A 23,731-nucleotide genomic window follows, 5' to 3' on the forward strand; every position below is an offset into this window, starting at 1 on the left:
TGTGAGATTCGAACTTTCGGTTCGTTTCGTCTTCACACACCGCAATCTGGCCTTTCGACGCAAATTGCTTGGGTGTTATATGGTCAAGCCTCACGGGCAATTAGTATTGGTTAGCTCAACGCCTCACAGCGCTTACACACCCAACCTATCAACGTCGTAGTCTTCGACGGCCCTTCAGGGAACTCAAGGTTCCAGTGAGATCTCATCTTGAGGCAAGTTTCCCGCTTAGATGCTTTCAGCGGTTATCTTTCCCGAACATAGCTACCCGGCAATGCCACTGGCGTGACAACCGGAACACCAGAGGTTCGTCCACTCCGGTCCTCTCGTACTAGGAGCAGCCCCTCTCAAATCTCAAACGTCCACGGCAGATAGGGACCGAACTGTCTCACGACGTTCTAAACCCAGCTCGCGTACCACTTTAAATGGCGAACAGCCATACCCTTGGGACCGGCTTCAGCCCCAGGATGTGATGAGCCGACATCGAGGTGCCAAACACCGCCGTCGATATGAACTCTTGGGCGGTATCAGCCTGTTATCCCCGGAGTACCTTTTATCCGTTGAGCGATGGCCCTTCCATACAGAACCACCGGATCACTAAGACCTACTTTCGTACCTGCTCGACGTGTCTGTCTCGCAGTCAAGCGCGCTTTTGCCTTTATACTCTACGACCGATTTCCGACCGGTCTGAGCGCACCTTCGTACTCCTCCGTTACTCTTTAGGAGGAGACCGCCCCAGTCAAACTACCCACCATACACTGTCCTCGATCCGGATAACGGACCTGAGTTAGAACCTCAAAGTTGCCAGGGTGGTATTTCAAGGATGGCTCCACGCGAACTGGCGTCCACGCTTCAAAGCCTCCCACCTATCCTACACAAGCAAATTCAAAGTCCAGTGCAAAGCTATAGTAAAGGTTCACGGGGTCTTTCCGTCTAGCCGCGGATACACTGCATCTTCACAGCGATTTCAATTTCACTGAGTCTCGGGTGGAGACAGCGCCGCCATCGTTACGCCATTCGTGCAGGTCGGAACTTACCCGACAAGGAATTTCGCTACCTTAGGACCGTTATAGTTACGGCCGCCGTTTACCGGGGCTTCGATCAAGAGCTTCGCGTTAGCTAACCCCATCAATTAACCTTCCGGCACCGGGCAGGCGTCACACCCTATACGTCCACTTTCGTGTTTGCAGAGTGCTGTGTTTTTAATAAACAGTCGCAGCGGCCTGGTATCTTCGACCGGCATGAGCTTACGGAGCAAGTCCTTCACCCTCACCGGCGCACCTTCTCCCGAAGTTACGGTGCCATTTTGCCTAGTTCCTTCACCCGAGTTCTCTCAAGCGCCTTGGTATTCTCTACCCAACCACCTGTGTCGGTTTGGGGTACGGTTCCTGGTTACCTGAAGCTTAGAAGCTTTTCTTGGAAGCATGGCATCAACCACTTCGTGTTCTAAAAGAACACTCGTCATCAGCTCTCGGCCTTAAGATCCCGGATTTACCTAAGATCTCAGCCTACCACCTTAAACTTGGACAACCAACGCCAAGCTGGCCTAGCCTTCTCCGTCCCTCCATCGCAATAACCAGAAGTACAGGAATATTAACCTGTTTTCCATCGACTACGCTTTTCAGCCTCGCCTTAGGGACCGACTAACCCTGCGTCGATTAACGTTGCGCAGGAAACCTTGGTCTTTCGGCGTGGGTGTTTTTCACACCCATTGTCGTTACTCATGTCAGCATTCGCACTTCTGATACCTCCAGCAAGCTTCTCAACTCACCTTCACAGGCTTACAGAACGCTCCTCTACCGCATCACCCGAAGGTGATACCCGTAGCTTCGGTGTATGGTTTGAGCCCCGTTACATCTTCCGCGCAGGCCGACTCGACTAGTGAGCTATTACGCTTTCTTTAAAGGGTGGCTGCTTCTAAGCCAACCTCCTAGCTGTCTAAGCCTTCCCACATCGTTTCCCACTTAACCATAACTTTGGGACCTTAGCTGACGGTCTGGGTTGTTTCCCTTTTCACGACGGACGTTAGCACCCGCCGTGTGTCTCCCATGCTCGGCACTTGTAGGTATTCGGAGTTTGCATCGGTTTGGTAAGTCGGGATGACCCCCTAGCCGAAACAGTGCTCTACCCCCTACAGTGATACATGAGGCGCTACCTAAATAGCTTTCGAGGAGAACCAGCTATCTCCGAGCTTGATTAGCCTTTCACTCCGATCCACAGGTCATCCGCTAACTTTTCAACGGTAGTCGGTTCGGTCCTCCAGTTAGTGTTACCCAACCTTCAACCTGCCCATGGATAGATCGCCCGGTTTCGGGTCTATTCCCAGCGACTAGACGCCCTATTAAGACTCGCTTTCGCTACGCCTCCCCTATTCGGTTAAGCTCGCCACTGAAAATAAGTCGCTGACCCATTATACAAAAGGTACGCAGTCACAGAACAAAGTCTGCTCCCACTGCTTGTACGCATACGGTTTCAGGATCTATTTCACTCCCCTCTCCGGGGTTCTTTTCGCCTTTCCCTCACGGTACTAGTTCACTATCGGTCAGTCAGTAGTATTTAGCCTTGGAGGATGGTCCCCCCATATTCAGACAAAGTTTCTCGTGCTCCGTCCTACTCGATTTCATGACCAAGAGATTTTCGCGTACAGGGCTATCACCCACTATGGCCGCACTTTCCAGAGCGTTCCGCTAATCTCAAAGCCACTTAAGGGCTAGTCCCCGTTCGCTCGCCACTACTAAGGGAATCTCGGTTGATTTCTTTTCCTCAGGGTACTTAGATGTTTCAGTTCCCCTGGTTCGCCTCTTGCACCTATGTATTCAGTACAAGATAACCATCTTATGATGGCTGGGTTCCCCCATTCAGACATCTCCGGATCAAAGTCTGTTTGCCGACTCCCCGAAGCTTTTCGCAGGCTACCACGTCTTTCATCGCCTCTGACTGCCAAGGCATCCACCGTATGCGCTTCTTCACTTGACCATATAACCCCAAGCAATCTGGTTATACTGTGAAGACGACATTCGCCGAAAATTCGAACTTCTCAATTAAGAGAACTCACAAATTTTACCTTAGCCTGATCCGTTACCAGTGAAAGTAACGTTCAGTCTATCTTTCTATCACATACCCAAATTTTTAAAGAACGAACTAGTCAAAGACTAGAAATCAACATTCACCATCACCACGATGGAATGCTCATTTCTAAGCTTTATACAAGAGAAGCAGTAGTGGTGGAGCCAAGCGGGATCGAACCGCTGACCTCCTGCGTGCAAGGCAGGCGCTCTCCCAGCTGAGCTATGGCCCCGTATTTCTACAGGCGTTTCCCACACAAAATTGGTGGGTCTGGGCAGATTCGAACTGCCGACCTCACCCTTATCAGGGGTGCGCTCTAACCAACTGAGCTACAGACCCAATTTCGGGCTGCTTCTTTCGTCTTCTTCAATGAATCAAGCAATTCGTGTGGGAACTTATGGAGCAGCTGATGTCGTCGATTAAGGAGGTGATCCAGCCGCAGGTTCCCCTACGGCTACCTTGTTACGACTTCACCCCAGTCATGAATCACACCGTGGTAACCGTCCTCCCGAAGGTTAGACTAGCTACTTCTGGTGCAACCCACTCCCATGGTGTGACGGGCGGTGTGTACAAGGCCCGGGAACGTATTCACCGTGACATTCTGATTCACGATTACTAGCGATTCCGACTTCACGCAGTCGAGTTGCAGACTGCGATCCGGACTACGATCGGTTTTATGGGATTAGCTCCACCTCGCGGCTTGGCAACCCTTTGTACCGACCATTGTAGCACGTGTGTAGCCCAGGCCGTAAGGGCCATGATGACTTGACGTCATCCCCACCTTCCTCCGGTTTGTCACCGGCAGTCTCCTTAGAGTGCCCACCATTACGTGCTGGTAACTAAGGACAAGGGTTGCGCTCGTTACGGGACTTAACCCAACATCTCACGACACGAGCTGACGACAGCCATGCAGCACCTGTCTCAATGTTCCCGAAGGCACCAATCCATCTCTGGAAAGTTCATTGGATGTCAAGGCCTGGTAAGGTTCTTCGCGTTGCTTCGAATTAAACCACATGCTCCACCGCTTGTGCGGGCCCCCGTCAATTCATTTGAGTTTTAACCTTGCGGCCGTACTCCCCAGGCGGTCAACTTAATGCGTTAGCTGCGCCACTAAGAGCTCAAGGCTCCCAACGGCTAGTTGACATCGTTTACGGCGTGGACTACCAGGGTATCTAATCCTGTTTGCTCCCCACGCTTTCGCACCTCAGTGTCAGTATCAGTCCAGGTGGTCGCCTTCGCCACTGGTGTTCCTTCCTATATCTACGCATTTCACCGCTACACAGGAAATTCCACCACCCTCTACCATACTCTAGCTCGACAGTTTTGAATGCAGTTCCCAGGTTGAGCCCGGGGATTTCACATCCAACTTAACGAACCACCTACGCGCGCTTTACGCCCAGTAATTCCGATTAACGCTTGCACCCTCTGTATTACCGCGGCTGCTGGCACAGAGTTAGCCGGTGCTTATTCTGTCGGTAACGTCAAAACAGCAACGTATTAAGTTACTGCCCTTCCTCCCAACTTAAAGTGCTTTACAATCCGAAGACCTTCTTCACACACGCGGCATGGCTGGATCAGGCTTTCGCCCATTGTCCAATATTCCCCACTGCTGCCTCCCGTAGGAGTCTGGACCGTGTCTCAGTTCCAGTGTGACTGATCATCCTCTCAGACCAGTTACGGATCGTCGCCTTGGTGAGCCATTACCTCACCAACTAGCTAATCCGACCTAGGCTCATCTGATAGCGCAAGGCCCGAAGGTCCCCTGCTTTCTCCCGTAGGACGTATGCGGTATTAGCGTTCCTTTCGAAACGTTGTCCCCCACTACCAGGCAGATTCCTAGGCATTACTCACCCGTCCGCCGCTGAATCCAGGAGCAAGCTCCTCTCATCCGCTCGACTTGCATGTGTTAGGCCTGCCGCCAGCGTTCAATCTGAGCCATGATCAAACTCTTCAGTTCAAACATCTTTGGGTTTTTAAGAAACCCTAAACTTGGCTCAGCAATCGTTGGTTACATCTTTGATTTCTCGCGGAGTAACTTGTGATGCTGATAATCTTGTTGACTATCAGTCTGACTCCACAAGCACCCACACGAATTGCTTGATTCAGTTGTTAAAGAGCGGTTGGTTAAGATCTTTCGTCTCAACCGAGGCGCGCATTCTACAGCAGCCTCATTTGCTGTCAAGTGATTATTTTCAGAAGCTTTCGAAGAATTCTTCAACAACTTCAACCACTTGCGCTTCCGATCTCTCGTCAGCGGGAGGCGAATTCTACAGCGTTACACGCTGCTGTCAACACCTCTTTTTCAACTTCCTTTCTGGCTTCGATGAACTGAAGCAACCTGCTGCCGAAACCTACATAACTCATTGAATCTCAAGGAGTTTTCCGTTTCGACTGCGCCGGAAGTGGGGCGAATTATAGACATCTCAAATCTGCCGTCAACCGTTAATTTCAGTTTTCTATCGATGCTGGGAAAAAGCCTTCTCTATATAGACGTAACCGCAACGAATGCGCAGTATATTGCCCAATAACAAAACAAAACCTTGTTCTTACCTCGGACGATGCCACGCAATGAATGACCAGCCACGCTCTCTTGCCTCAATGTTGTTCCCGGTTGGCCTGCTATTAATAGCCATGGCGTCGATCCAGTCCGGTGCCTCACTGGCCAAAAGCATGTTTCCCATCGTCGGCGCTCAGGGAACCACCACACTGCGCCTGATCTTTGCCAGCGTGATCATGCTGTTAATCCTGCGTCCCTGGCGAGCCACGCTCACGGCCAAATCGCTGCGCACGGTCATCGTCTACGGGATGGCATTGGGCGGAATGAACTTCCTCTTCTATATGTCATTGCGCACGGTTCCGCTGGGTATTGCCGTCGCACTCGAATTTACCGGGCCACTGGCCGTCGCCATCTATGCCTCCCGCCGTGCCATCGATTTTCTCTGGATCGCCTTGGCCGCTGTCGGCTTGATGTTGCTGATTCCAACAGGCGCGACCAGTGCTGGAATCGACCTGGTGGGCGCCGGGTATGCGCTGGGAGCGGGTGCTTGCTGGGCGCTATATATTCTGTTCGGCCAGAAGGCCGGCGCCGATAACGGAATCACGACTGCAGCGTTGGGGGTGATGATCGCGGCGTTGTTCGTCGCTCCTATCGGCATCGTGCATGCTGGTGCAGCCCTTTTGACCCCCTCGTTGATCCCGATTGCCATTGGTGTCGCCATTCTGTCCACCGCCCTGCCTTACACGCTGGAGATGGTCGCCCTGACCCGGATGCCGGCACGCACCTTTGGCACATTGATGAGTATCGAACCGGCCTTCGGCGCGTTATCAGGACTGTTGTTTCTGCATGAATTCCTCACGCTGTCACAATGGATGGCGATCCTGTGCATTATTCTGGCGTCCGTCGGCGCAACCATGACGATGGGCAGTGCTGCGAAACCCGCAATCGCGGCTGATTGAAAGAGGTTTTGACGAAGGTCTGGCAATTGGCGCACATTTAGGCCATGTTTAGACCCGTAACCCAATGCCAGACATGGATTTTTTCGGACAGGGATTTCAAAAAGCTTAGAGCGCACGCGAACACAGGCAAACCCGAGCGTTAGACTCGTGGCCGCTATAAGGACGGTAATGAAACGAATTTTGATACTGATCGCCATACTGGCTGTTGCGGGTTGTGCGGCGACTTCGGAAACTCAGGTAAAACGCGGGAAAAAAGGGCTGCACATCAACTGTTCAGGGCTATCGTCCTCCTGGGACAAGTGCTACGCCAGTGCCGCCAATGCCTGCTTGCCGAAAGGCTACAAGGTCATCGCCAAGTCCGGTGACGCCGTGGAAGAACCCGGCGATTACCCGTTCGGTCTCAATCCTGCGGGTTACACCAGTCGCAGCATGATTGTCATCTGTAAATAGATCAGCGCTGCCCGGAAATCTGCCGGCCAATCTCTTCATGGCTGGACTTCAGCACCGCTTGCTGAACGTCCGGCGTGGCCAACATGCGCGCCACCACCAATGCTCCGACGCATTGTGACAGCACCGACCAGGCCAGGGTCTCGCTCTCCAGTATCTGTGCCCAACGCTCCTGGAGGCGACAAATCCACAGCTCGGCCTGTTCGCGCACCTGCACATCCGATCGGGCAATTTCTGCCCCCAGCGCTGGTAACGCACAACCGGCCTCAGGTTGTTCTACGTGGGCCATGCTCAGATAGTGTTTGAGACAACGCTCCAGTCGATCACGATCCTGCGCCCCCTCTCCCCCCAACCGCTCAAGGCTTTGACCCAACTCTCGCTCGACGATAGCAGTGAACAACGCATCTTTGGACGAGAAGTGGCTGTAGAACGCCGCCCCACTCAACCCGATAGCCTTCATCAAACCATCGACGCCCACCGTGGAAAAACCCGATCGCTTTGCTGACAACGCACTGCTCTGCAAGAGTTTTTCCCGGGTTTCCAGCTTGTGACTGGCGGAGTAACGCATGTGTTTGCCCTCGAATCGACTGCCTTGACGTTGCCCGGATCCTAGCATAACGTTCGTTCACTTAACGATCGTTTAATAAAGGGATTCACCCATGAACAACAAGAAGGTCGTATTGGTTGTAGGCGCCGGCGATGCCACGGGCGGAGCGATTGCCAAGCGTTTTGCCAAAGAAGGATTCGTCGCCTGCGTCACCCGCCGCAGCGCCGACAAATTGCAGCCACTGGTGGATGCAATCAAGGCTGAAGGCGGCGAAGCCCATGGCTTTGCCTGCGATGCGCGCAAGGAAGAAGACGTCATCGCCTTGATTGAAGACATCGAAACCCGCCTCGGCCCGGTCGAAGCCTTTGTCTTCAACATTGGCGCCAACGTGCCGTGCAGCATTCTTGAAGAAACCGCTCGCAAATATTTCAAGATCTGGGAAATGGCCTGCTTCTCAGGCTTTCTCAATGCCCGTGAAGTGGCCAAACGCATGGTCACGCGCAATCGCGGCACGATTCTTTTCACCGGTGCCACCGCAGGACTTCGTGGCGCATCCGGGTTCGCCGCTTTCGCTGGTGCCAAACACGGTATCCGCGCGCTGGCGCAAAGCATGGCGCGGGAACTGGGGCCGATGAACATCCACGTCGCCCATGTGGTGGTCGATGGTGCGATCGACACCGATTTCATTCGCAACAGTTTCCCCGAGAAGTACGCCACGAAAGATCAGGATGGCATCCTCAATCCCGAGCACATCGCCGAGAACTACTGGTATCTGCACAGTCAGCCACGGGATGCCTGGACGTTCGAACTGGATCTGCGCCCCTGGAACGAACGCTGGTAACCCCCCGCCATAACAATAACGACAGAGACGCGAAAATGACTAAAACCGTGGAGTTCTATTTCGACCTCGGCAGCCCTGCCACCTATCTGGCCTACACCCAGTTACCGAAGATTTGCGCCGAAACGAACAGTGCACTGATCTACATCCCGATGCTGCTCGGTGGCGTCTTCAAGGCAACCGGCAACGCATCGCCGGCGATGATTCCGGCGAAGGGTCGGTATATGTTCGAGGATCTGGACCGCTACGCGAAACGCTACGGGGTGCCGCTGACATTCAATCCGCACTTCCCGATCAACACACTGATGTTGATGCGTGCGGTTACCGGCATCCAGTTGCGTCAGCCAGAACGCTTTCAGGCGTTTATCAATTGCCTGTTCACAGCACTGTGGGTTGACGGACGCAGCCTCGACGAACCCGAAACGGTTGCCGCCGTACTGAGCAAACACGGTTTCGATCCACGGGAAATACTGGCGTTAAGCAGTGACGAATCCGTCAAAGCCGTGCTCAAGGACAACACCGAAACCGCAGTTAAACGCGGCGTGTTCGGGGCACCCAGCATGTTCATCGGCAATCAACTGTTCTTCGGCCAGGATCGGCTCGACTTTGTTGAGGAAGCCTTGCGCCAAGGCTAAGCGATCATTCAGGCGCTGATAACAGCGCCTGAATTGCAACCGATCAGATGGCGGCAGTGCGGGTGTTCAGCCATTCCAGCGCGGCACCCTCAAGCAACGGACTCAAGCGCTCACGCACTTGCGCGTGGTAGGCGTTGAACCACTGTTTCTCTTCCTCCGACAGCAGCGCCGGCAGCAAGCAACGCGTGTCAATCGGGCACAGCGTCAAGGTTTCAAACTTGAGGAATTCACCGAATTCGCTGCTGCCCGCCTCGCGGTTCATCGCCAGGTTTTCGATACGCACGCCCCAACGACCCGGACGGTAAGTGCCCGGTTCGATCGAGGTGATCATTCCCGGCTGCATGGCCGTCTGCGGTGCCGGCGCTGCCTGATAGGCAATCACTTGCGGGCCTTCATGGACGTTGAGGAAATAGCCAACGCCGTGACCCGTACCGTGACCGTAATCCACGCTGTCGGCCCAGATCGGCGCACGGGCAATGGCATCGAGCAGCGGCGAGAGAATGCCTTTCGGGAACTGTGCACGCGACAGCGCAATCACGCCCTTCAACACGCGCGTGCAATCGCGCTTCTGCTCTTCAGTCGGCGTACCGACCGGCACCATCCGCGTGATGTCCGTGGTGCCGCCGAGGTATTGTCCACCCGAGTCGATCAGCAGCAAGCCGTCACCCTCGATCACCGCATGCTCTTCTTCGGTGGCGTGGTAATGCGGCATGGCGCCGTTGGCGTTGAACGCGGCGATGGTGTTGAAACTCAGCGATACATAATCCGGACGACGTTCGCGGGCAGCGGTGAGCTTCTCGTCGATGGTCAGTTCGGTGATGCGTTCGCGGCCCCAGGCCGATTCCAGCCAGGCGAAAAACTCGCACAGCGCCGCGCCGTCCTGTTCCATCGCTTGGCGGATGTGCTGAGCATCGGCTTCACTTTTCTGCGACTTGGCCAACGTGGTCGGGTTCAAGCCTTCGACCAGCTTCACGCCGCTGTCGAGGTTATCCAGCAAGCCGCTGGTCACTCGCGCCGGGTCAACCAACAGGCTCGCGCCACTCGGCACGGCACGCAGGGCATCAGCGACTTCTGTGTAATCACGCAGCGTTACACCATCCGTCTCCAGCACCGCGCGCAAATCTGCGTCGACCTTGCTCAGCGCTACGAACAACGTGGCCCGCTGCTGACCGATCAACGCAAATGAAACAAACACCGGGTTGAACGACACATCGCCGCCACGCAGGTTGAACAGCCAGGCAATGTCATCGAGAGTGGCGATGAAATGCCAGTCCGCCCCGCGCTCTTGCAAGGTTTCGCGCAGTTTGGCGAGTTTCTCGCCACGGCTGACCGTCGCTTGAGGTGGCAGATGCTGATAAATCGGTGCATTCGGCAGGCTCGGGCGATCGCTCCAGACTTCCTGCAGCAGATCAATGTCGGTGCGCAGACGCGCACCGCGTGCTTCCAGCTTGCTGCTCAGGGTACGCGCCGAGGCCACGGCCATCACCGCACCGTCAACCGCGACCACACCACCTTCCGGTGTCTGTTCGGCGAGCCAATCCAGCGGGCTCGGCTGACCCGGTTGCAACTTGACCAGCTCGATGCCGCTGCCCTTGAGTTCTTTAGTCGCCTGCTCCCAGTAACGACTGTCGGCCCAGACGCCGGCGAAATCAGCGGTGATGATCAACGTCCCGACCGAACCATGGAAGCCCGACAACCACTGCCGACCCTGCCAGTAACCCGGCAGATATTCCGACAAATGCGGGTCGGCGGACGGCACCAGCAGTGCGTGAATGCCTTCGCGGCGCATCAGTTCGCGGGTGTGCGCCAGGCGCTGGGGCACCGATCCTTCGGTCGAGGTCTGGGTACTCATCATGTCTCCTGCTAATCACTTCATCGTTATTGTTCGTAGCCGTGAGGTCGGCTCGTTTAAAGCCCTGTCGCCCAGAATGCCGGAGCACTGGCGCAGGCGGTCTTGATCAGTTGAACAGCCTTGTCGATATCTTCGGCGGTGGTGAAGCGGCCGAGGCTCAGGCGAATGGTGCGACCGGCCAGATGTGCGTCATGACCCAGCGCCAACAGCACGTGCGATGGCGTGTTACTGGCGGAGTTGCACGCCGAAGTCGCGGAAAAGGCGATCGAATGACTCAACGCCGCGCTGTTGAATTCGCCCTCACCGAACGTGAGGCTCAAGGTATGCGGAATGCGCTGAGTGGCGCAGCCGTTCAGGCTAACGCCCGGCAGGCTGAGCAATTGTTCGAGCAAGCGTTCGCGCAGTGCGACGATGGTTTTTTTCTCGGCCTCGAAGTTCTCGGCGGCCAAGGCAAACGCCGCGCCCATGCCGGCAATCTGGTGCGTCGCCAAGGTTCCGGAGCGCAAACCACCTTCATGACCACCGCCATGAATCTGCGCCTGTAAACGCTGCTGCGCCCGTGGACCGACATACAACGCGCCGATGCCTTTCGGGCCGTAAAGTTTGTGCGCCGAAAACGACATCAGATCCACCGGCCATTGCGCCAGATCGATGGCCACTTTGCCAGCACCTTGCGCCGCATCGACGTGGAACAACGCCTCACGGCTACGCACAACTGCGCCGATCGCTTGAACATCGTTGACCGTGCCTAACTCGTTGTTGACCAGCATCAGCGACACCAGAAAAGTGTCATCACGCATGGCTTCACTGACCGCTTGCGGCGTGATCAGGCCATCGGCGTCCGGCACCAGATAGGTCACGGCGATGCCGGCGTCCTGCAACTGGCGGGCGGTATCGAGGATGGCTTTGTGTTCGATCTGACTGGTAATGATGTGGCCGCCGGACACCCCGCGCGCCTGCGCCACGCCTTTGAGGGCGAGGTTATTGGACTCGGTGGCACCGGAGGTCCAGACAATCTGTTCAGCTCGGGCGCCGACCAGCTCGGCAACCTGCCGACGGGCTTGCTCGACCGTCTGCCGGGCCTGCTGGCCGAACGCGTGGGAGCTGGAAGCCGGGTTGCCAAAATTACCGTGAAACCCCAGACACTCGATCATCACCTGGATGACCCGCTCGTCGACCGGGGTGGTGGCGGCGTAATCGAAATACAACGGACGTGTGTTCATAAAAGACTCGCAGAGCGTGTTCCGGGATCAGGAGGCTCGTGTCTGCAAACGGTACGGCGCAGCCTTGTGAGCTGCGCGTCGGTTCGAGAGCGTCATCAATACCTGATCGGATGCCGTTAAAGAAGAACAACTTCATTTAAAAGTGCGTAGGAACGCTCCTGAAGCCGAGCTTAACAGGCATCCGGCCTGCGGTTGAAGCAATGCGTCAGCTAAAGCTTTCGAGAAGTAACGGGTACAGCGAAATCACCAGCAATGCCGCCATGCCCCAGTTGAACACGCGCAACCAGCGCGGATCCTTCAGCACATTGCGCAACAACGTACCGCAGGCGGCCCAGACGCCGACACTCGGCAGGTTGATGATGGCAAACACCGCAGCAATCACCACGACATTGGTGAAATAGCCCTGCATCGGCGTGTAAGTGCTGATGGCGCCGATCGCCATGATCCACGCCTTGGGATTGACCCACTGAAACGCGGCGGCGCCAAGGTAGCTGATCGGCTTCGCCTCGCCCTCGGCGCTGTCACCGACGGGTCCCGAGTGAGCGATTTTCCACGCCAGATACAACAGATACGCCGCGCCGACATAGCGCAGAACCGTATAGAGAATCGGATAGTTCTGAAACACCGCGCCGAGGCCGAAGCCCACCGCAACAACCAGAACGAAGAAGCCACAGGTAATTCCGAGCATATGCGGGATGGTGCGGTTAAAGCCGAAATTCACCCCCGATGCCAGCAACATGGTGTTGTTCGGCCCCGGCGTAATCGAGGTGACAAGGGCAAACAGGGCAAAGCCCAACAGCAGGTCAAGCGAGAGGGTCATGGCAGGCAATCCATCAGGGTCATTCAGGTGTTGACCCTATCCCACACCGCCCGGCAAGCCCACGGACAGTTGGGTAAAACTTCCACCAGTACAGTTTGTTTTCAGCTAGGACGACCGTGCAGCTGTACGGCACGTTCGGCACTCATTTCAGCTTTCTTGTCGAACCGGGTCTGACCGAGCAATTGCGCTTTTTTCGCGTGATATTCGTCGAAAGACAAGCCGCTGCGATTCAGTGCTTCCATCGCCAACTCGCGGGATTCCTCATCGGTGTAAGGGCGCAGTTCCGGTGAAACATGTCCGGCACATCCGGCGAGTACAGAGACAGCGAGCAACAGGGAAACAGTCAGTAAACGATTCATGGGAGCGTCCTGGCGAGCAATGGGAGTCGATGGACAAAGGCTACGCCCCGGTGCGCTCGCGCAGAAATCAACGCTCTCAATAGTGGCTATCAGGAAATCGACACGGGCCGGCATATATCTCCGAACGTTCTATAAATATCGATTAACGTTCTTTTACGGAATAACAAACAGCCTTTATAACTTCATCCATGCGCTGAGCACTGTTGCTCCAGCAACTGTTGCTCAGCCAACACCGATTCAACAAAGCGCCCTGCTACTCACAGGGACCGCCGCCACGCTAACGCTCAACGCCTTGTAAACCGGGGCTTGCAGGAATTGGTACAGCGCTTGCTCAGACCCGGTGACTCATTCACTGCTCGCTGAGCAACTGTTGAAAAAAGGAACTGATCATGTCGCGTCCCCTGAAAGTCGTCGCCCTCTCCGGCGGCACCTGGCGTCCGTCCCGTACCTTGGTGCTGACCCAAGCCTTGCTCGCCGAACTGGCCGGGCACCTGACCATCGAAAGCCATTTGATCGAACTCGGTGATATCGCTCGTCCGCTCGGCAGTGCGCTATCGCGTCAGGAACTCAGTGCCGAGGTTGAAGCCGAGTTGCAGGCCATTGAACAGGCCGATCTGTTGATCGTGGCCGCGCCGGTTTATCGCGGCTCCTACCCGGGCCTGCTCAAGCACTTGTTCGACCTGATCGACCTCAACGCCCTGATCGACACACCGGTGCTGCTTGCCGCAACCGGCGGCAGCGAACGCCATGCGCTGGTGCTCGATCACCAGTTGCGGCCGCTGTTCAGCTTTTTCCAGGCCATGACCTTGCCGATCGGCGTGTACGCCACCGAAGCCGACTTCGCCGATTACCAGATCACCAGCGAACTGTTGAAGGCGCGCATCCGCTTGGCCGCCGAACGCGCGGCGCCGCTGTTCGCCACACAAATCAAACCCTTGCTGAAAATCGCCTGAGGAGCCGCTCATGGATGTTTTCTGGTTCCTGCCGACCCACGGCGACGGCCACTATCTGGGCACCACCCAAGGGGCGCGCCCGGTCACTCTCAATTATCTGAAACAGGTTGCGCAGGCCGCTGACAGCCTGGGCTACCACGGCGTGTTGATTCCCACCGGACGCTCCTGCGAAGACTCTTGGGTGATCGCTTCGGCACTGGTGCCGCTGACTGAACGCCTGCGTTATCTGGTGGCGATCCGTCCGGGGATCATCTCGCCGACAGTCTCGGCGCGCATGGCTGCGACCCTCGATCGCCTGTCCAACGGGCGCTTGTTGATCAACGTGGTGACCGGCGGCGATCCGGATGAAAACCGTGGCGACGGCAGTTTCCTCAGTCACGCCGAGCGTTATGAAGTCACCGATGAGTTTCTGAAAATCTGGCGGCGTGTGCTGCAAGGCGAGGCGGTGGATTTCGACGGCAAACACCTGAAGGTTCAGAACGCCAAAGCGCTGTATCCGCCGGTACAGAAACCCTATCCGCCGCTGTACTTCGGCGGCTCCTCCGACGCTGCGCATGATCTGGCCGCTGAACAGGTCGACGTCTATCTGACCTGGGGCGAGCCTCCGGCCGCCGTCGCGGAAAAACTCGCCGATGTGCGCGAGCGCGCGGCGCGGCATGGGCGCAAGGTCAAGTTCGGTATCCGCCTGCATGTCATCGTGCGCGAGACCGCCGAAGAAGCCTGGAAAGCCGCGGACAAACTGATCGAACACATCAGCGACGAGACCATTGAAGCGGCGCAGAAGTCCTTCTCGCGTTTCGATTCCGAGGGTCAGCGGCGCATGGCGGCCTTGCACGATGGTCGTCGCGACAACCTCGAGATCGCTCCGAATCTGTGGGCCGGTGTCGGTCTGGTGCGCGGCGGTGCCGGTACGGCGCTGGTGGGTGATCCGCAGCAAGTGGCGGCGCGGATCAAGGAATACGCGGATCTGGGCATCGAGAGTTTCATCTTCTCCGGTTACCCGCATCTGGAAGAGGCTTACCGCTTTGCCGAATTGGTGTTCCCGCTGCTACCCGAGCCTTACGCCAGTCTGGCCGGGCGTGGCGTGACCAATCTGACCGGGCCGTTTGGTGAAATGATTGCCAATGATGTGTTGCCCACAAAAGCCTCGGCGTAAACCGGATCTCTTGTGTAGGAGCAGCCGCAGGCTGCGGCAGCTCCTACATGGGCAGTTTGAACTCAGGAGTGTTGGTGTGACCGCCAAACCACAAAGTACTTTGTTATCCCCGCTGCAGACCGCCCGCCAACTGGCCGCCGAATTTGCCCTGACCGCCGTCGAGCGTGATGAACGTGGCGGCACACCGAAAGTCGAGCGCGATGCCCTGCGCGACAGCGGCCTGCTGGCCTTGAGTATTCCGACCCGCTACGGCGGCCTCGGCGCCAGCTGGAGTGAAACCCTGCAAGTCGTCCGCGAGTTCGCTAAGGTCGACAGTTCGATCGCCCACGTTTTCGGTTTTCATCACTTGATGCTCGCCACCGTGCGCCTGTTTTCCCGGCCAGAACAATGGCAGCCGTGGTTCGAACAGACTGCGCGGCAGAACTGGTTCTGGGGCAACGCACTGAACCCGCTCGACACCCGTACCGTGGTCAAGAACCTCGGTGGCTGGCGCGAGTTTTCCGGGAAGAAAAGCTTCTGTTCCGGCGCCAGCGACTCACAAATGCTGATCGCCTCGGCGGTGGATGAAAGCGCCGGCGGCAAGTTGCTGATCGCGGCGATTCCCAGCGGACGCAGCGGCATCACCCTGCACAACGACTGGAACAACATCGGCCAGCGTCAGACCGATAGCGGCAGCGCCACGTTTGAACGGGTGCGCGTCGAAGAGTCGGAACTGCTGCTCGACCCCGGCCCGCTGAGCACGCCGTTCGCTTGTTTACGGCCACTAATCGCGCAACTGACCTTCACGCATATGTTTCTCGGGATTGCCGAAGGCGCTTTCGAAGAGGCGCGGCAATACACCCTCAGTGAAACCCGCCTCTGGCACAAATCCACGGCCCGCGATGTGCGCGAAGATCCCTACGTGCTCGCGCATTACGGCGAGTTCTGGGTGGCGCTGGAAGGCATTCGCTTGTTGGTCGAACGCGCGGCGGCGTTGCTTGATGAGGCTTGGGCCAAAGGCGCCAATCTCAGCGCCGAAGAGCGCGGCCATGTCGCCACCGCGATTGCCACCGCCAAAGTCGCCGCCAGCCGCCAGGGCCTGGAAATTTGCAGTCGTTTGTTCGAAGTGACCGGCGCGCGTTCGACCCACGCCTCCCTGCGCCTCGACCGTCACTGGCGCAACCTGCGCACGCAAACTTTGCACGACCCGCTGGATTACAAACTCCACGAATTGGGCGACTGGGCGCTGAATCAGTCGCTACCGGTGCCGACCTTCTATTCCTGACCTGCCTGCATTTGAACTAAAAAGAAGGACGAGCCCATGCAACTGCTGACCCTACCGCCCTCCCCCGCGCTCGCGACGTCGATCCGCGCCACCGCGCAGGTCTTCGAAGACCCGAAGTCCCAGGCCTTGCTCGCGCATTTGCAACAGGTCGCGCCGAGTGAAGCGAGTGTGCTGATCATCGGCGAGACCGGTACCGGCAAAGAGCTGGTAGCGCGGCATATTCATAACCTCAGCAACCGTCGTCATCGGCCGTTTATCGCGGTCAATTGCGGGGCGTTTTCCGAATCGCTGGTGGAAGCGGAATTGTTCGGTCATGAAAAAGGCGCGTTCACCGGCGCGCTGAGCGCCAAGGCCGGATGGTTCGAGGAAGCGGATGGCGGCACGTTGTTTCTCGATGAGATCGGCGATCTGCCGATGGCGATTCAGGTCAAGTTGCTGCGGGTGTTGCAGGAACGCGAAGTGGTCCGACTGGGCTCGCGCAAAAGCATTGCCATCGATGTGCGGGTGCTGGCGGCGACCAACGTGCAGCTGGAAAAAGCCATCAACGCCGGCCATTTCCGCGAGGATCTGTATTACCGCCTCAACGTGGTCAATCTGGAACTGAGCCCGTTGCGCGAGCGTCCCGGCGATATTCTGCCGCTCACTCGCCATTTCATCGAAGCCTACAGTCAGCGCCTCGGTTATGGACGCGTGAGTATCAGCCCCGGCGCCGAGCACAAGCTGCGCGCTTACAGTTGGCCGGGCAATATTCGCGAGCTGGAAAACGTCATCCACCACACTCTGCTGATCTGCCGCAATGGTGTGATCGAGCGCGACGATCTGCGCCTGTCGAACCTGCGTATCGAACGACCCGACGATCATGTCGGCGCCGACGACTCACCGGAGGCATTGCTGGAACAGGCCTTTCAAAAACTGTTTGCGCAACAAGCCGGCGCTTTGCACGAAAAAGTGGAGGACGCCTTGTTGCGCGCGGCGTATCGCTTTTGCCATTACAACCAGGTGCACACCGCCGCATTGCTCGGTCTGAGCCGCAACGTCACCCGCACGCGATTGATCAAGATTGGCGAACTGGCGGTGAACAAGCGGCGACTCACGGAAAATCTGCAAGGCGAGCGTTTGATCCAGCTGTCGATCTAACCGACCAGATGGCAGTGCAGCGCATCGTCGTGACTGCGGGCGATGCTGCTCAGCACCTGGAACGAATTGAAGGTGATGGTTTTCGCCTGATGGGTGTGGATCAGTTGCCAGAAGTCCTGCTCGCCGCTCTCGAAGCTGCGAAAGGCCGCCTCCCCCGCCTCGCGGGTCTGCCATTGGAGAAAACTCAACACGCGCCGGCCGTCATCGCTGGCCTGCACGCTGGCGCTGACAAAACCGGCATAACGCACGGCCAGGCGCTCGGTCTGTATCGATAACGCGGTCACCAGGGCGGGTTGTTGGCGTGGTTCGATTTCAAATTCGATCAATTGGGTAAAACTTCGGTTGTTCATGGAAAACCCCCACTCAACGTAAGACGAGCCTTGCGACTCGAAGGCCTGCAGGGTAAAACCTCTAGTTAAGTCAAGGTCAAGAGCATTTTTGCAATGATCACCAAGGAAACCGTGCACAAGCAGCTCACCGTCGGTGAAGTCGCAGCACGCAGTGGCGTGGCCGTCACCGCCCTGCACTTTTATGAATCCAAAGGTTTGATCAAGAGCCAGCGCAATGCCGGCAACCAGCGGCGTTATCCGCGCGAAGTGCTGCGCCGGGTGGCGTTGATCAAAGTCGCGCAGCGGCTGGGGATTCCGCTGGCGGAGATTGGCCAAGCACTGAAAATTCTCCCGGATGATCGTGCGCCCAGCGCGGCCGACTGGAAAATCCTCTCGCAGCAATGGCGCCGGGAGCTGGATGAGCGGATCGAGCAATTGACGCTGCTGCGCGACCGCCTCAATGGCTGCATCGGTTGCGGCTGTTTGTCGATGGAGGCCTGCCCGCTGCGCAATCAGGGTGATGTGCTGGGCGAACAGGGACCGGGACCGCACTTTCCCAAGGATTGACTGCTCGTCGGGCAAAAATCTGCACCGCGAGGACAGTTCTATAGTGACTCTTCCACAAATCCGGTGGAGTCCTGTCTCAAAGAACAACAATTCAGGGAGAACGTCATGAGCGTAAAACCCATTCCCGAGGGGTATCACAGCATTACCCCGTATCTCGGCATCCACAAAGCCGCCGAAGCCATCGATTTCTATAAAAAAGCCTTCGGCGCCACCGAAGTCATGCGCCTGGCCATGCCTGACGGCGGCATCGGTCACGCCGAGCTGCGCATTGGCGACAGCGCGATCATGCTCGGCTCGCCGTGCGATCAAGGGCCGTTGAGCAATCCTGATAAAGCCGTATCAGTTGGATTGCATCTGTATGTGACCGATGTCGACAAGTCATTTCAACGAGCACTGGATGCCGGGGCGACCTCGGTGTCCGAGGTCAAGGATCAGTTTTACGGTGATCGCAGCGGGACGCTGAAGGATCCGTATGGGCATCTGTGGTTTCTGGCCTCGCGCAAGGAAGATCTGACTGAAGAGCAGATCAAGCAGCGGGCGATGGAGATGTTTCAGCAGGGTTGAGATTTTGAGTGTCTGGACTGGCCTCTTCGCGAGCAAGCTCGCTCCCACAGGGTTTCGATGGGTGGCATAGATAATCGTCACACCGGAAATTACTGTGGGAGCGAGCTTGCTCGCGAAGGGGCCGGCACTGGCAACCCGAGCCTCATCAACACACTTCATGAACCGGCCCACCACGCTTTGCCCCTTGCCGCCAATCCCGGACGATTTCAGGATGCATCCAACCAGAACCCTGAAAAAGGATCAGCCCGATGTTTGCCGGATTCCGCAAAGACCAGCGCCATGTCAACGGCGTCGACATCGCCTACCGCCTCGGCGGCAGCGGCCCGGGCCTGCTGCTGTTGCACGGGCACCCGCAGACCCACGTGATCTGGCACAAGATTGCCGAACAACTGGCCGAACACTTCACCGTGGTCGCCGCCGACCTGCGCGGTTACGGTGACAGCAGTCGCCCGGTCGCCGATGAGCAGCATGTCAATTACTCGAAACGCGAAATGGCCCGCGACAATGTCGAACTGATGCAGTCGCTGGGCTTCGAGCAGTTTTCGATCCTCGCCCACGACCGTGGCGCACGAGTCGCCCATCGCCTCGCGCTCGACCACCCCGCCGCCGTGCAGCGCATGATGCTGCTCGACATCGCGCCGACCCTGTCGATGTACGCGCAGACCAACGAAGCTTTCGCCCGTGCGTATTGGCACTGGTTCTTCCTGATTCGCCCGGCGCCTCTGCCGGAAACCTTGCTCGAAGCCGATCCCGAAGCGTATTTACGCAGCGTGATGGGCAGCCGCAGCGCCGGACTCAAGCCGTTTACCGATGCAGCCTTCGGCGAATACCTGCGCTGCCTGCGACAACCCGGCAGCGCCCGTGGCATCTGCGAAGACTATCGCGCCAGCGCCAGCATCGATCTTGCGCACGACCGCGCCGACATCGCCGCCGGCAATCATCTGAATCTGCCGCTGCGCGTGTTGTGGGGCGCCGAAGGCACCGTCGGAAGCTGTTTCGATCCACTCAAGGAATGGCAGCAAGTGGCGGTCAACGTCAGCGGTCAGGCATTGCCCGCCGGCCATTACCTTGCCGAAGAAGTCCCCGAACTGTTGCTCGCCGAAGCGCTGGCGTTTTTGCGCTGAGCCGAGCCGCCAGATCTCGGTGCTATGCTGGCGGCTTCTGCCGCCAGTGTTCGTTTTGACATGTCCCAGAAGAAAGACACCGTGCCCCTGCCCGAAGACCTGCGCGTGCTGCTCACCGTGATCCGCAAGAACGGCTTTGCCGCCGCTGCGGATGAACTGGGCCTGTCACCGGCCTATGTCAGCAAACGCATCCAGATTCTTGAAACCACCCTCGGCACGCGCCTGCTGCACCGCACCAGCCGTCGCGTCTCGCTGACCGAGGACGGTGAACGCGTGCAACGCTGGGCGTTGCGCATTCTCGATGATTTCCAGCAACTGCACGACGAATTGTCCGACGCCCACGACAGCCCGCGTGGGCGTTTGCACATTTGCAGCAGTTTCGGTTTCGGTCGCAATCACGTGGCGCCGGCGGTGTCGTTGCTGGCCGAACGTTATCCAGAACTGGAGATTCGCCTCGACCTGTTTGACCGGGTGGTGGACATCATCAATGAAGGCTTCGATCTGGAGATCCGCGTCGGCGACGACATTCCCGGTCAGCACATTGGTCGGCGTCTGGTCAGCAACCGGCGCGTGCTGTGTGCCGCCCCGGGTTATCTACAACGCCGCGGTACGCCGCAAACGCTCGACGAGTTGCAACAGCACGATTGCCTGGTGATCAAGGAGCGCGACAATGCCTTCGGTATCTGGAATCTGGATCGCGATGGCGGACAAGAGAACGTGCGGGTCAGCGGGCCGTTATCGTCCAACAACGGCGAGATTGTTTTGCAGTGGGCGCTGGATGGGCGTGGGGTTTTGTTGCGGTCGTTGTGGGATGTGAAGCCGCTACTGGAACAAGGACGCTTGGTGCAGGTGCTGGAGGATTACAGCCAGAGCGCCAATGTCTGGGCGGTGTACCCGACGCGGCTGGCGCATTCGGGCAAGTTGCGCGCGTGTGTGGAGTTTTTGCAGGCGCATTTCAAAGGCTTGTCGCTGTAACCCGAAACCACACAAAACCCATGTAGGAGTGAGCCTGCTCGCGATAGCGGTGTGTCAGATACGAGAAGTCTGGCTGATCCACCGCTATCGCGAGCAGGCTCACTCCTACATGGGGGTCAGCGGTGAGTCAGGAAAGCCAAGGGTTATTGGCCAGATGTTGGCGTTCGAAGGTTTTGATCTGCTCGCGCCGTTGCAAGGTACTGCCGATAGCGTCCAGACCGAGGAGCAACGCCGTCTTGCGCAGGGTGTCGATCTGAAAGTCGATCACGCTGCCATCCGCCAAACCAATCTGCTGCGCCTCCAGATCGATACTGATCCGCGCCGTTTCAGGCTCACCGACAAGCCGTCCGATCCGCTGTACCTGCGCCTCTTCCAGCGTGATCAACAACACCCCGTTACGCTGGCAGTTGTCGTAGAAGATCCCGGCGAAACTGCTGCCGATCAATGCGCGAATACCCATTTGCTCCAAGCCCCAGACCGCGTGTTCGCGGCTGGAACCGCAGCCAAAATTCGGCCCGACCAGCAGAAAACTTGCGCCCTGCCACGCTGGTTGGTTCAAAACGAAATCGGGGTTGGGGCTGCCATCGCGCAGAAACCTCAAATCGAAAAACAAGCCGCGATCGAGTCCCTGGCGATCAATGCCTTTGAGGAACTGCTTGGGCATGATCACGTCAGTGTCGATATTGGCCGCCAATAACGGCGCGGCCTGACCGCTGACTTGAGTGAAGGGTTGCAGGCTCATGGGCGTTCTCCAAAGTGGCGGATATCGGTGAGTCGACCACTGATGGCCGCAGCGGCGACCATTGCCGGGCTCATCAGATGAGTGCGGGCGCCGGCGCCCTGGCGGCCTTCGAAGTTGCGGTTGGTGCTGGATGCGCAACGGTCACCGGGCGCGAGCACGTCGTCGTTCATCGCCAGGCACATCGAGCAGCCGGACTGCCGCCATTCGAAACCGGCGTCGATAAAGATCTGCGCCAGCCCTTCGGCCTCGGCCTGCGCACGAACTTCGCTGGAACCGGGAACAATCATCGCGCGCACATGCCCGGCCACCTGCTGACCGCGCACGACGCTGGCGGCATCGCGCAGGTCTTCGATCCGCGCGTTGGTGCACGAACCGATAAAGGCATGGCTGATAACGATGTCGCTGAGCACCATGCCCGCTTCGAGCCCCATGTAGTTGAGGGCACGACGCATGTCCTGACGCAGGATCGGATCGCTGACCGCTTGCGGATCCGGCACCCGTGCCCCAATTGCGGCGGCCTGATCGGGGCTGGTGCCCCACGTGACCATCGGCTCCAGCACGCTGGCATCGAGGTGAATCTCGCGGTCAAACACCGCGCCCGGATCACTGCGCAATTCGCGCCACTTCTCCACTCCGCGCTCCCACGACTCACCTTGCGGCGCCCGTGGCTTGCCCTTCAAATAAGCGAAGACCTTTTCATCCGGCGCCATGAATGCGCCCCGCGCGCCGGCCTCGACCGCCATGTTGCAGATGGTCATGCGCGCTTCAACGCTCAAGGCATCGATGGTCGAGCCGCAGAATTCAATGGCGTAACCGCTGGCCCCGGAAGCGCCGATGCGGCCGATCAGGGCCATGATCACGTCTTTGGAGGTCAGGCCCGGCGCCAGGTCGCCGTCGACAGTCACACGCAGGCTTTTCAAACGTTTGTAGACCAGCGTCTGTGAGGCCAGCAGATGCTCGATCTCGGACGTGCCGATACCGAAGCCGAAGGCGCCAAGCGCGCCATAGGTGGTGGTGTGGCTATCGCCAGCAGCGATCACCATGCCGGGCAGAATGAAACCCTGCTCGGGGGCGATCACATGTTCGATGCCCTGACGCTTGTCGAGAATGTCCAGTAACTCGATGCCAAAGTCCCGACAGTTCTGCGCCAGATACGACACTTGCCGCGCGCCACCCGCAGCGGGCATTGCCGCGATGCGCACAGGCGTGGTCGGGTTGACGTGATCGACCACCGCCAGCGCCGTGCCCGGCCGCCAAACGTCGCGCCCGGCCGCGCGTAAACCGCTGAAGGCCTGCGGGCTGGTGTATTCGTTGATCACCTGGCGATCGATGTACAACAGGACATGGCCCTGATCGTCGAGGCGGCACACGGTGTGCGAATCGATGTGTTTGTCGTAGAGGGTTCTGGCGGTCATCAAGGCGCTCACTCAGGCAATCAGGGTGATTTCCATCATAGGCAGCGCGCAGCCGCCATCAATTGCCTGACAGTGATGGCGTGGATCATGAATCGTGTTTGATCTGCCGATCAGCGCAAACCTGTGGGAGCGAGCCTGCTCGCGAGAGCGATAGACCAGGCACAGAATGAAGTGACTGACCCGGCGCCTTCGCGAGCAGGCTCGCTCCCACAGGGAAATCCGCGGTATTCGGGGAATTGGGAAACATTTGCTTTCATATCACCTT

20 protein-coding genes, 2 tRNA genes and 2 rRNA genes are annotated in these 23,731 nt (G+C 57.8%); 12 read left to right on the plus strand and 12 right to left on the minus strand.

What is annotated here, in order from left to right:
- Positions 1-79 precede the first annotated feature (79 nt).
- From CCX46_RS20840 to CCX46_RS20855, 4 genes are all read right to left on the minus strand, one after another.
- A 23S ribosomal RNA gene (locus CCX46_RS20840) occupies positions 80-2,973 on the minus strand.
- 246 nt (positions 2,974-3,219) lie between these two features.
- Positions 3,220-3,295: transfer RNA gene (locus CCX46_RS20845), tRNA-Ala, on the minus strand.
- Between the two features lie 30 nt (positions 3,296-3,325).
- A tRNA-Ile gene (locus CCX46_RS20850) sits at positions 3,326-3,402 on the minus strand.
- Between the two features lie 81 nt (positions 3,403-3,483).
- A 16S ribosomal RNA gene (locus CCX46_RS20855) occupies positions 3,484-5,020 on the minus strand.
- Together the 16S and 23S rRNA genes with 2 tRNA genes alongside form the textbook arrangement of a ribosomal RNA operon.
- Before the next feature lie 611 nt (positions 5,021-5,631).
- On the opposite strand from CCX46_RS20855, the gene rhtA reads away from it, so the two are divergent.
- Together rhtA and CCX46_RS20870 are read left to right on the plus strand one after the other, a co-directional pair.
- Positions 5,632-6,519: a threonine/homoserine exporter RhtA gene (gene rhtA, locus CCX46_RS20865; RefSeq protein WP_127929172.1), complete on the plus strand. Its 888-nt coding sequence runs from the start codon at positions 5,632-5,634 to the stop codon at positions 6,517-6,519.
- A gap of 168 nt (positions 6,520-6,687) precedes the next feature.
- Complete coding sequence (locus CCX46_RS20870) at positions 6,688-6,969, plus strand: hypothetical protein (RefSeq protein ID WP_007917561.1); 282 nt, start codon at positions 6,688-6,690, stop codon at positions 6,967-6,969.
- Between the two features lies 1 nt (position 6,970).
- On the opposite strand, the gene CCX46_RS20875 is transcribed toward CCX46_RS20870, so the two are convergent.
- Complete coding sequence (locus CCX46_RS20875) at positions 6,971-7,534, minus strand: TetR/AcrR family transcriptional regulator (protein ID WP_127929173.1); 564 nt, start codon at positions 7,532-7,534, stop codon at positions 6,971-6,973.
- Between the two features lie 91 nt (positions 7,535-7,625).
- Between CCX46_RS20875 and CCX46_RS20880 the strand changes: the two genes are divergently transcribed.
- Both CCX46_RS20880 and CCX46_RS20885 read left to right on the plus strand, forming a co-directional pair.
- Entirely contained in the window at positions 7,626-8,354 is a 729-nt protein-coding gene (locus CCX46_RS20880; protein WP_127929174.1) for an SDR family oxidoreductase, read from the plus strand.
- A gap of 35 nt (positions 8,355-8,389) precedes the next feature.
- Positions 8,390-8,986 (plus strand): 2-hydroxychromene-2-carboxylate isomerase, encoded by a 597-nt coding sequence (locus tag CCX46_RS20885; protein WP_127929175.1) that lies wholly within the window; start codon positions 8,390-8,392, stop codon positions 8,984-8,986.
- Between the two features lie 43 nt (positions 8,987-9,029).
- On the opposite strand, the gene CCX46_RS20890 is transcribed toward CCX46_RS20885, so the two are convergent.
- The 4 genes from CCX46_RS20890 to CCX46_RS20905 form a co-directional block, all read right to left on the minus strand.
- Positions 9,030-10,838 carry an aminopeptidase P family protein gene (locus CCX46_RS20890; protein WP_127929176.1) on the minus strand — a complete coding sequence of 603 codons (1,809 nt, stop codon included), beginning with the start codon at positions 10,836-10,838 and terminating at the stop codon, positions 9,030-9,032.
- Positions 10,839-10,894: 56 nt separating this feature from the next.
- The gene (locus CCX46_RS20895; RefSeq protein ID WP_127929177.1) at positions 10,895-12,061 is read right to left on the minus strand and encodes an aminotransferase class V-fold PLP-dependent enzyme; all 1,167 of its coding nucleotides are present in this window, start codon (positions 12,059-12,061) and stop codon (positions 10,895-10,897) included.
- A 205-nt stretch (positions 12,062-12,266) separates the two neighbouring features.
- The gene (locus tag CCX46_RS20900; protein ID WP_095113070.1) at positions 12,267-12,881 is read right to left on the minus strand and encodes a LysE family translocator; all 615 of its coding nucleotides are present in this window, start codon (positions 12,879-12,881) and stop codon (positions 12,267-12,269) included.
- Positions 12,882-12,982: 101 nt separating this feature from the next.
- On the minus strand, positions 12,983-13,240 hold the full coding sequence (locus CCX46_RS20905) for a hypothetical protein (RefSeq protein ID WP_016985420.1): 258 nt from the start codon (positions 13,238-13,240) through the stop codon (positions 12,983-12,985).
- A 389-nt stretch (positions 13,241-13,629) separates the two neighbouring features.
- On the opposite strand from CCX46_RS20905, the gene msuE reads away from it, so the two are divergent.
- The 4 genes from msuE (at position 13,630) to CCX46_RS20925 (ending at position 17,750) form a co-directional block, all read left to right on the plus strand.
- Positions 13,630-14,193, plus strand: coding sequence for an FMN reductase (gene msuE, locus CCX46_RS20910; protein ID WP_038364098.1), 564 nt, complete (start codon positions 13,630-13,632; stop codon positions 14,191-14,193).
- Between the two features lie 10 nt (positions 14,194-14,203).
- Positions 14,204-15,349: an FMNH2-dependent alkanesulfonate monooxygenase gene (ssuD, locus tag CCX46_RS20915; RefSeq protein ID WP_007949711.1), complete on the plus strand. Its 1,146-nt coding sequence runs from the start codon at positions 14,204-14,206 to the stop codon at positions 15,347-15,349.
- Positions 15,350-15,425: 76 nt separating this feature from the next.
- Complete coding sequence (locus CCX46_RS20920) at positions 15,426-16,613, plus strand: acyl-CoA dehydrogenase family protein (protein WP_127929178.1); 1,188 nt, start codon at positions 15,426-15,428, stop codon at positions 16,611-16,613.
- Between the two features lie 36 nt (positions 16,614-16,649).
- Entirely contained in the window at positions 16,650-17,750 is a 1,101-nt protein-coding gene (locus CCX46_RS20925; RefSeq protein ID WP_127929179.1) for a sigma-54 interaction domain-containing protein, read from the plus strand.
- Here CCX46_RS20925 and CCX46_RS20930 read toward each other — a convergent pair.
- On the minus strand, positions 17,747-18,100 hold the full coding sequence (locus CCX46_RS20930; RefSeq protein ID WP_127929180.1) for an antibiotic biosynthesis monooxygenase: 354 nt from the start codon (positions 18,098-18,100) through the stop codon (positions 17,747-17,749). The genes CCX46_RS20925 and CCX46_RS20930 overlap by 4 nt on opposite strands.
- Before the next feature lie 93 nt (positions 18,101-18,193).
- On the opposite strand from CCX46_RS20930, the gene soxR reads away from it, so the two are divergent.
- The 4 genes from soxR to CCX46_RS20950 all read left to right on the plus strand — a co-directional run bounded on the left by soxR (position 18,194) and on the right by CCX46_RS20950 (position 21,309).
- Positions 18,194-18,646: a redox-sensitive transcriptional activator SoxR gene (soxR, locus tag CCX46_RS20935; protein ID WP_127929181.1), complete on the plus strand. Its 453-nt coding sequence runs from the start codon at positions 18,194-18,196 to the stop codon at positions 18,644-18,646.
- A gap of 105 nt (positions 18,647-18,751) precedes the next feature.
- Positions 18,752-19,210, plus strand: a complete 459-nt coding sequence (locus CCX46_RS20940; protein WP_127929182.1) for a VOC family protein — start codon at positions 18,752-18,754, stop codon at positions 19,208-19,210.
- Positions 19,211-19,458: 248 nt separating this feature from the next.
- Positions 19,459-20,334: an alpha/beta fold hydrolase gene (locus CCX46_RS20945; protein WP_127929183.1), complete on the plus strand. Its 876-nt coding sequence runs from the start codon at positions 19,459-19,461 to the stop codon at positions 20,332-20,334.
- A 24-nt stretch (positions 20,335-20,358) separates the two neighbouring features.
- Positions 20,359-21,309, plus strand: a complete 951-nt coding sequence (locus CCX46_RS20950; protein WP_127929184.1) for a LysR substrate-binding domain-containing protein — start codon at positions 20,359-20,361, stop codon at positions 21,307-21,309.
- A gap of 127 nt (positions 21,310-21,436) precedes the next feature.
- On the opposite strand, the gene leuD is transcribed toward CCX46_RS20950, so the two are convergent.
- Positions 21,437-22,051, minus strand: a complete 615-nt coding sequence (gene leuD / locus CCX46_RS20960; protein WP_127929185.1) for a 3-isopropylmalate dehydratase small subunit — start codon at positions 22,049-22,051, stop codon at positions 21,437-21,439.
- Entirely contained in the window at positions 22,048-23,466 is a 1,419-nt protein-coding gene (gene leuC, locus CCX46_RS20965; protein WP_127929186.1) for a 3-isopropylmalate dehydratase large subunit, read from the minus strand. The genes leuD and leuC overlap by 4 nt, the downstream gene beginning before the upstream one ends.
- Between the last annotated feature and the right edge of the window lie 265 nt (positions 23,467-23,731).

Source organism: Pseudomonas sp. RU47, from assembly GCF_004011755.1.
Classification (GTDB): Bacteria; Pseudomonadota; Gammaproteobacteria; order Pseudomonadales; family Pseudomonadaceae; genus Aquipseudomonas.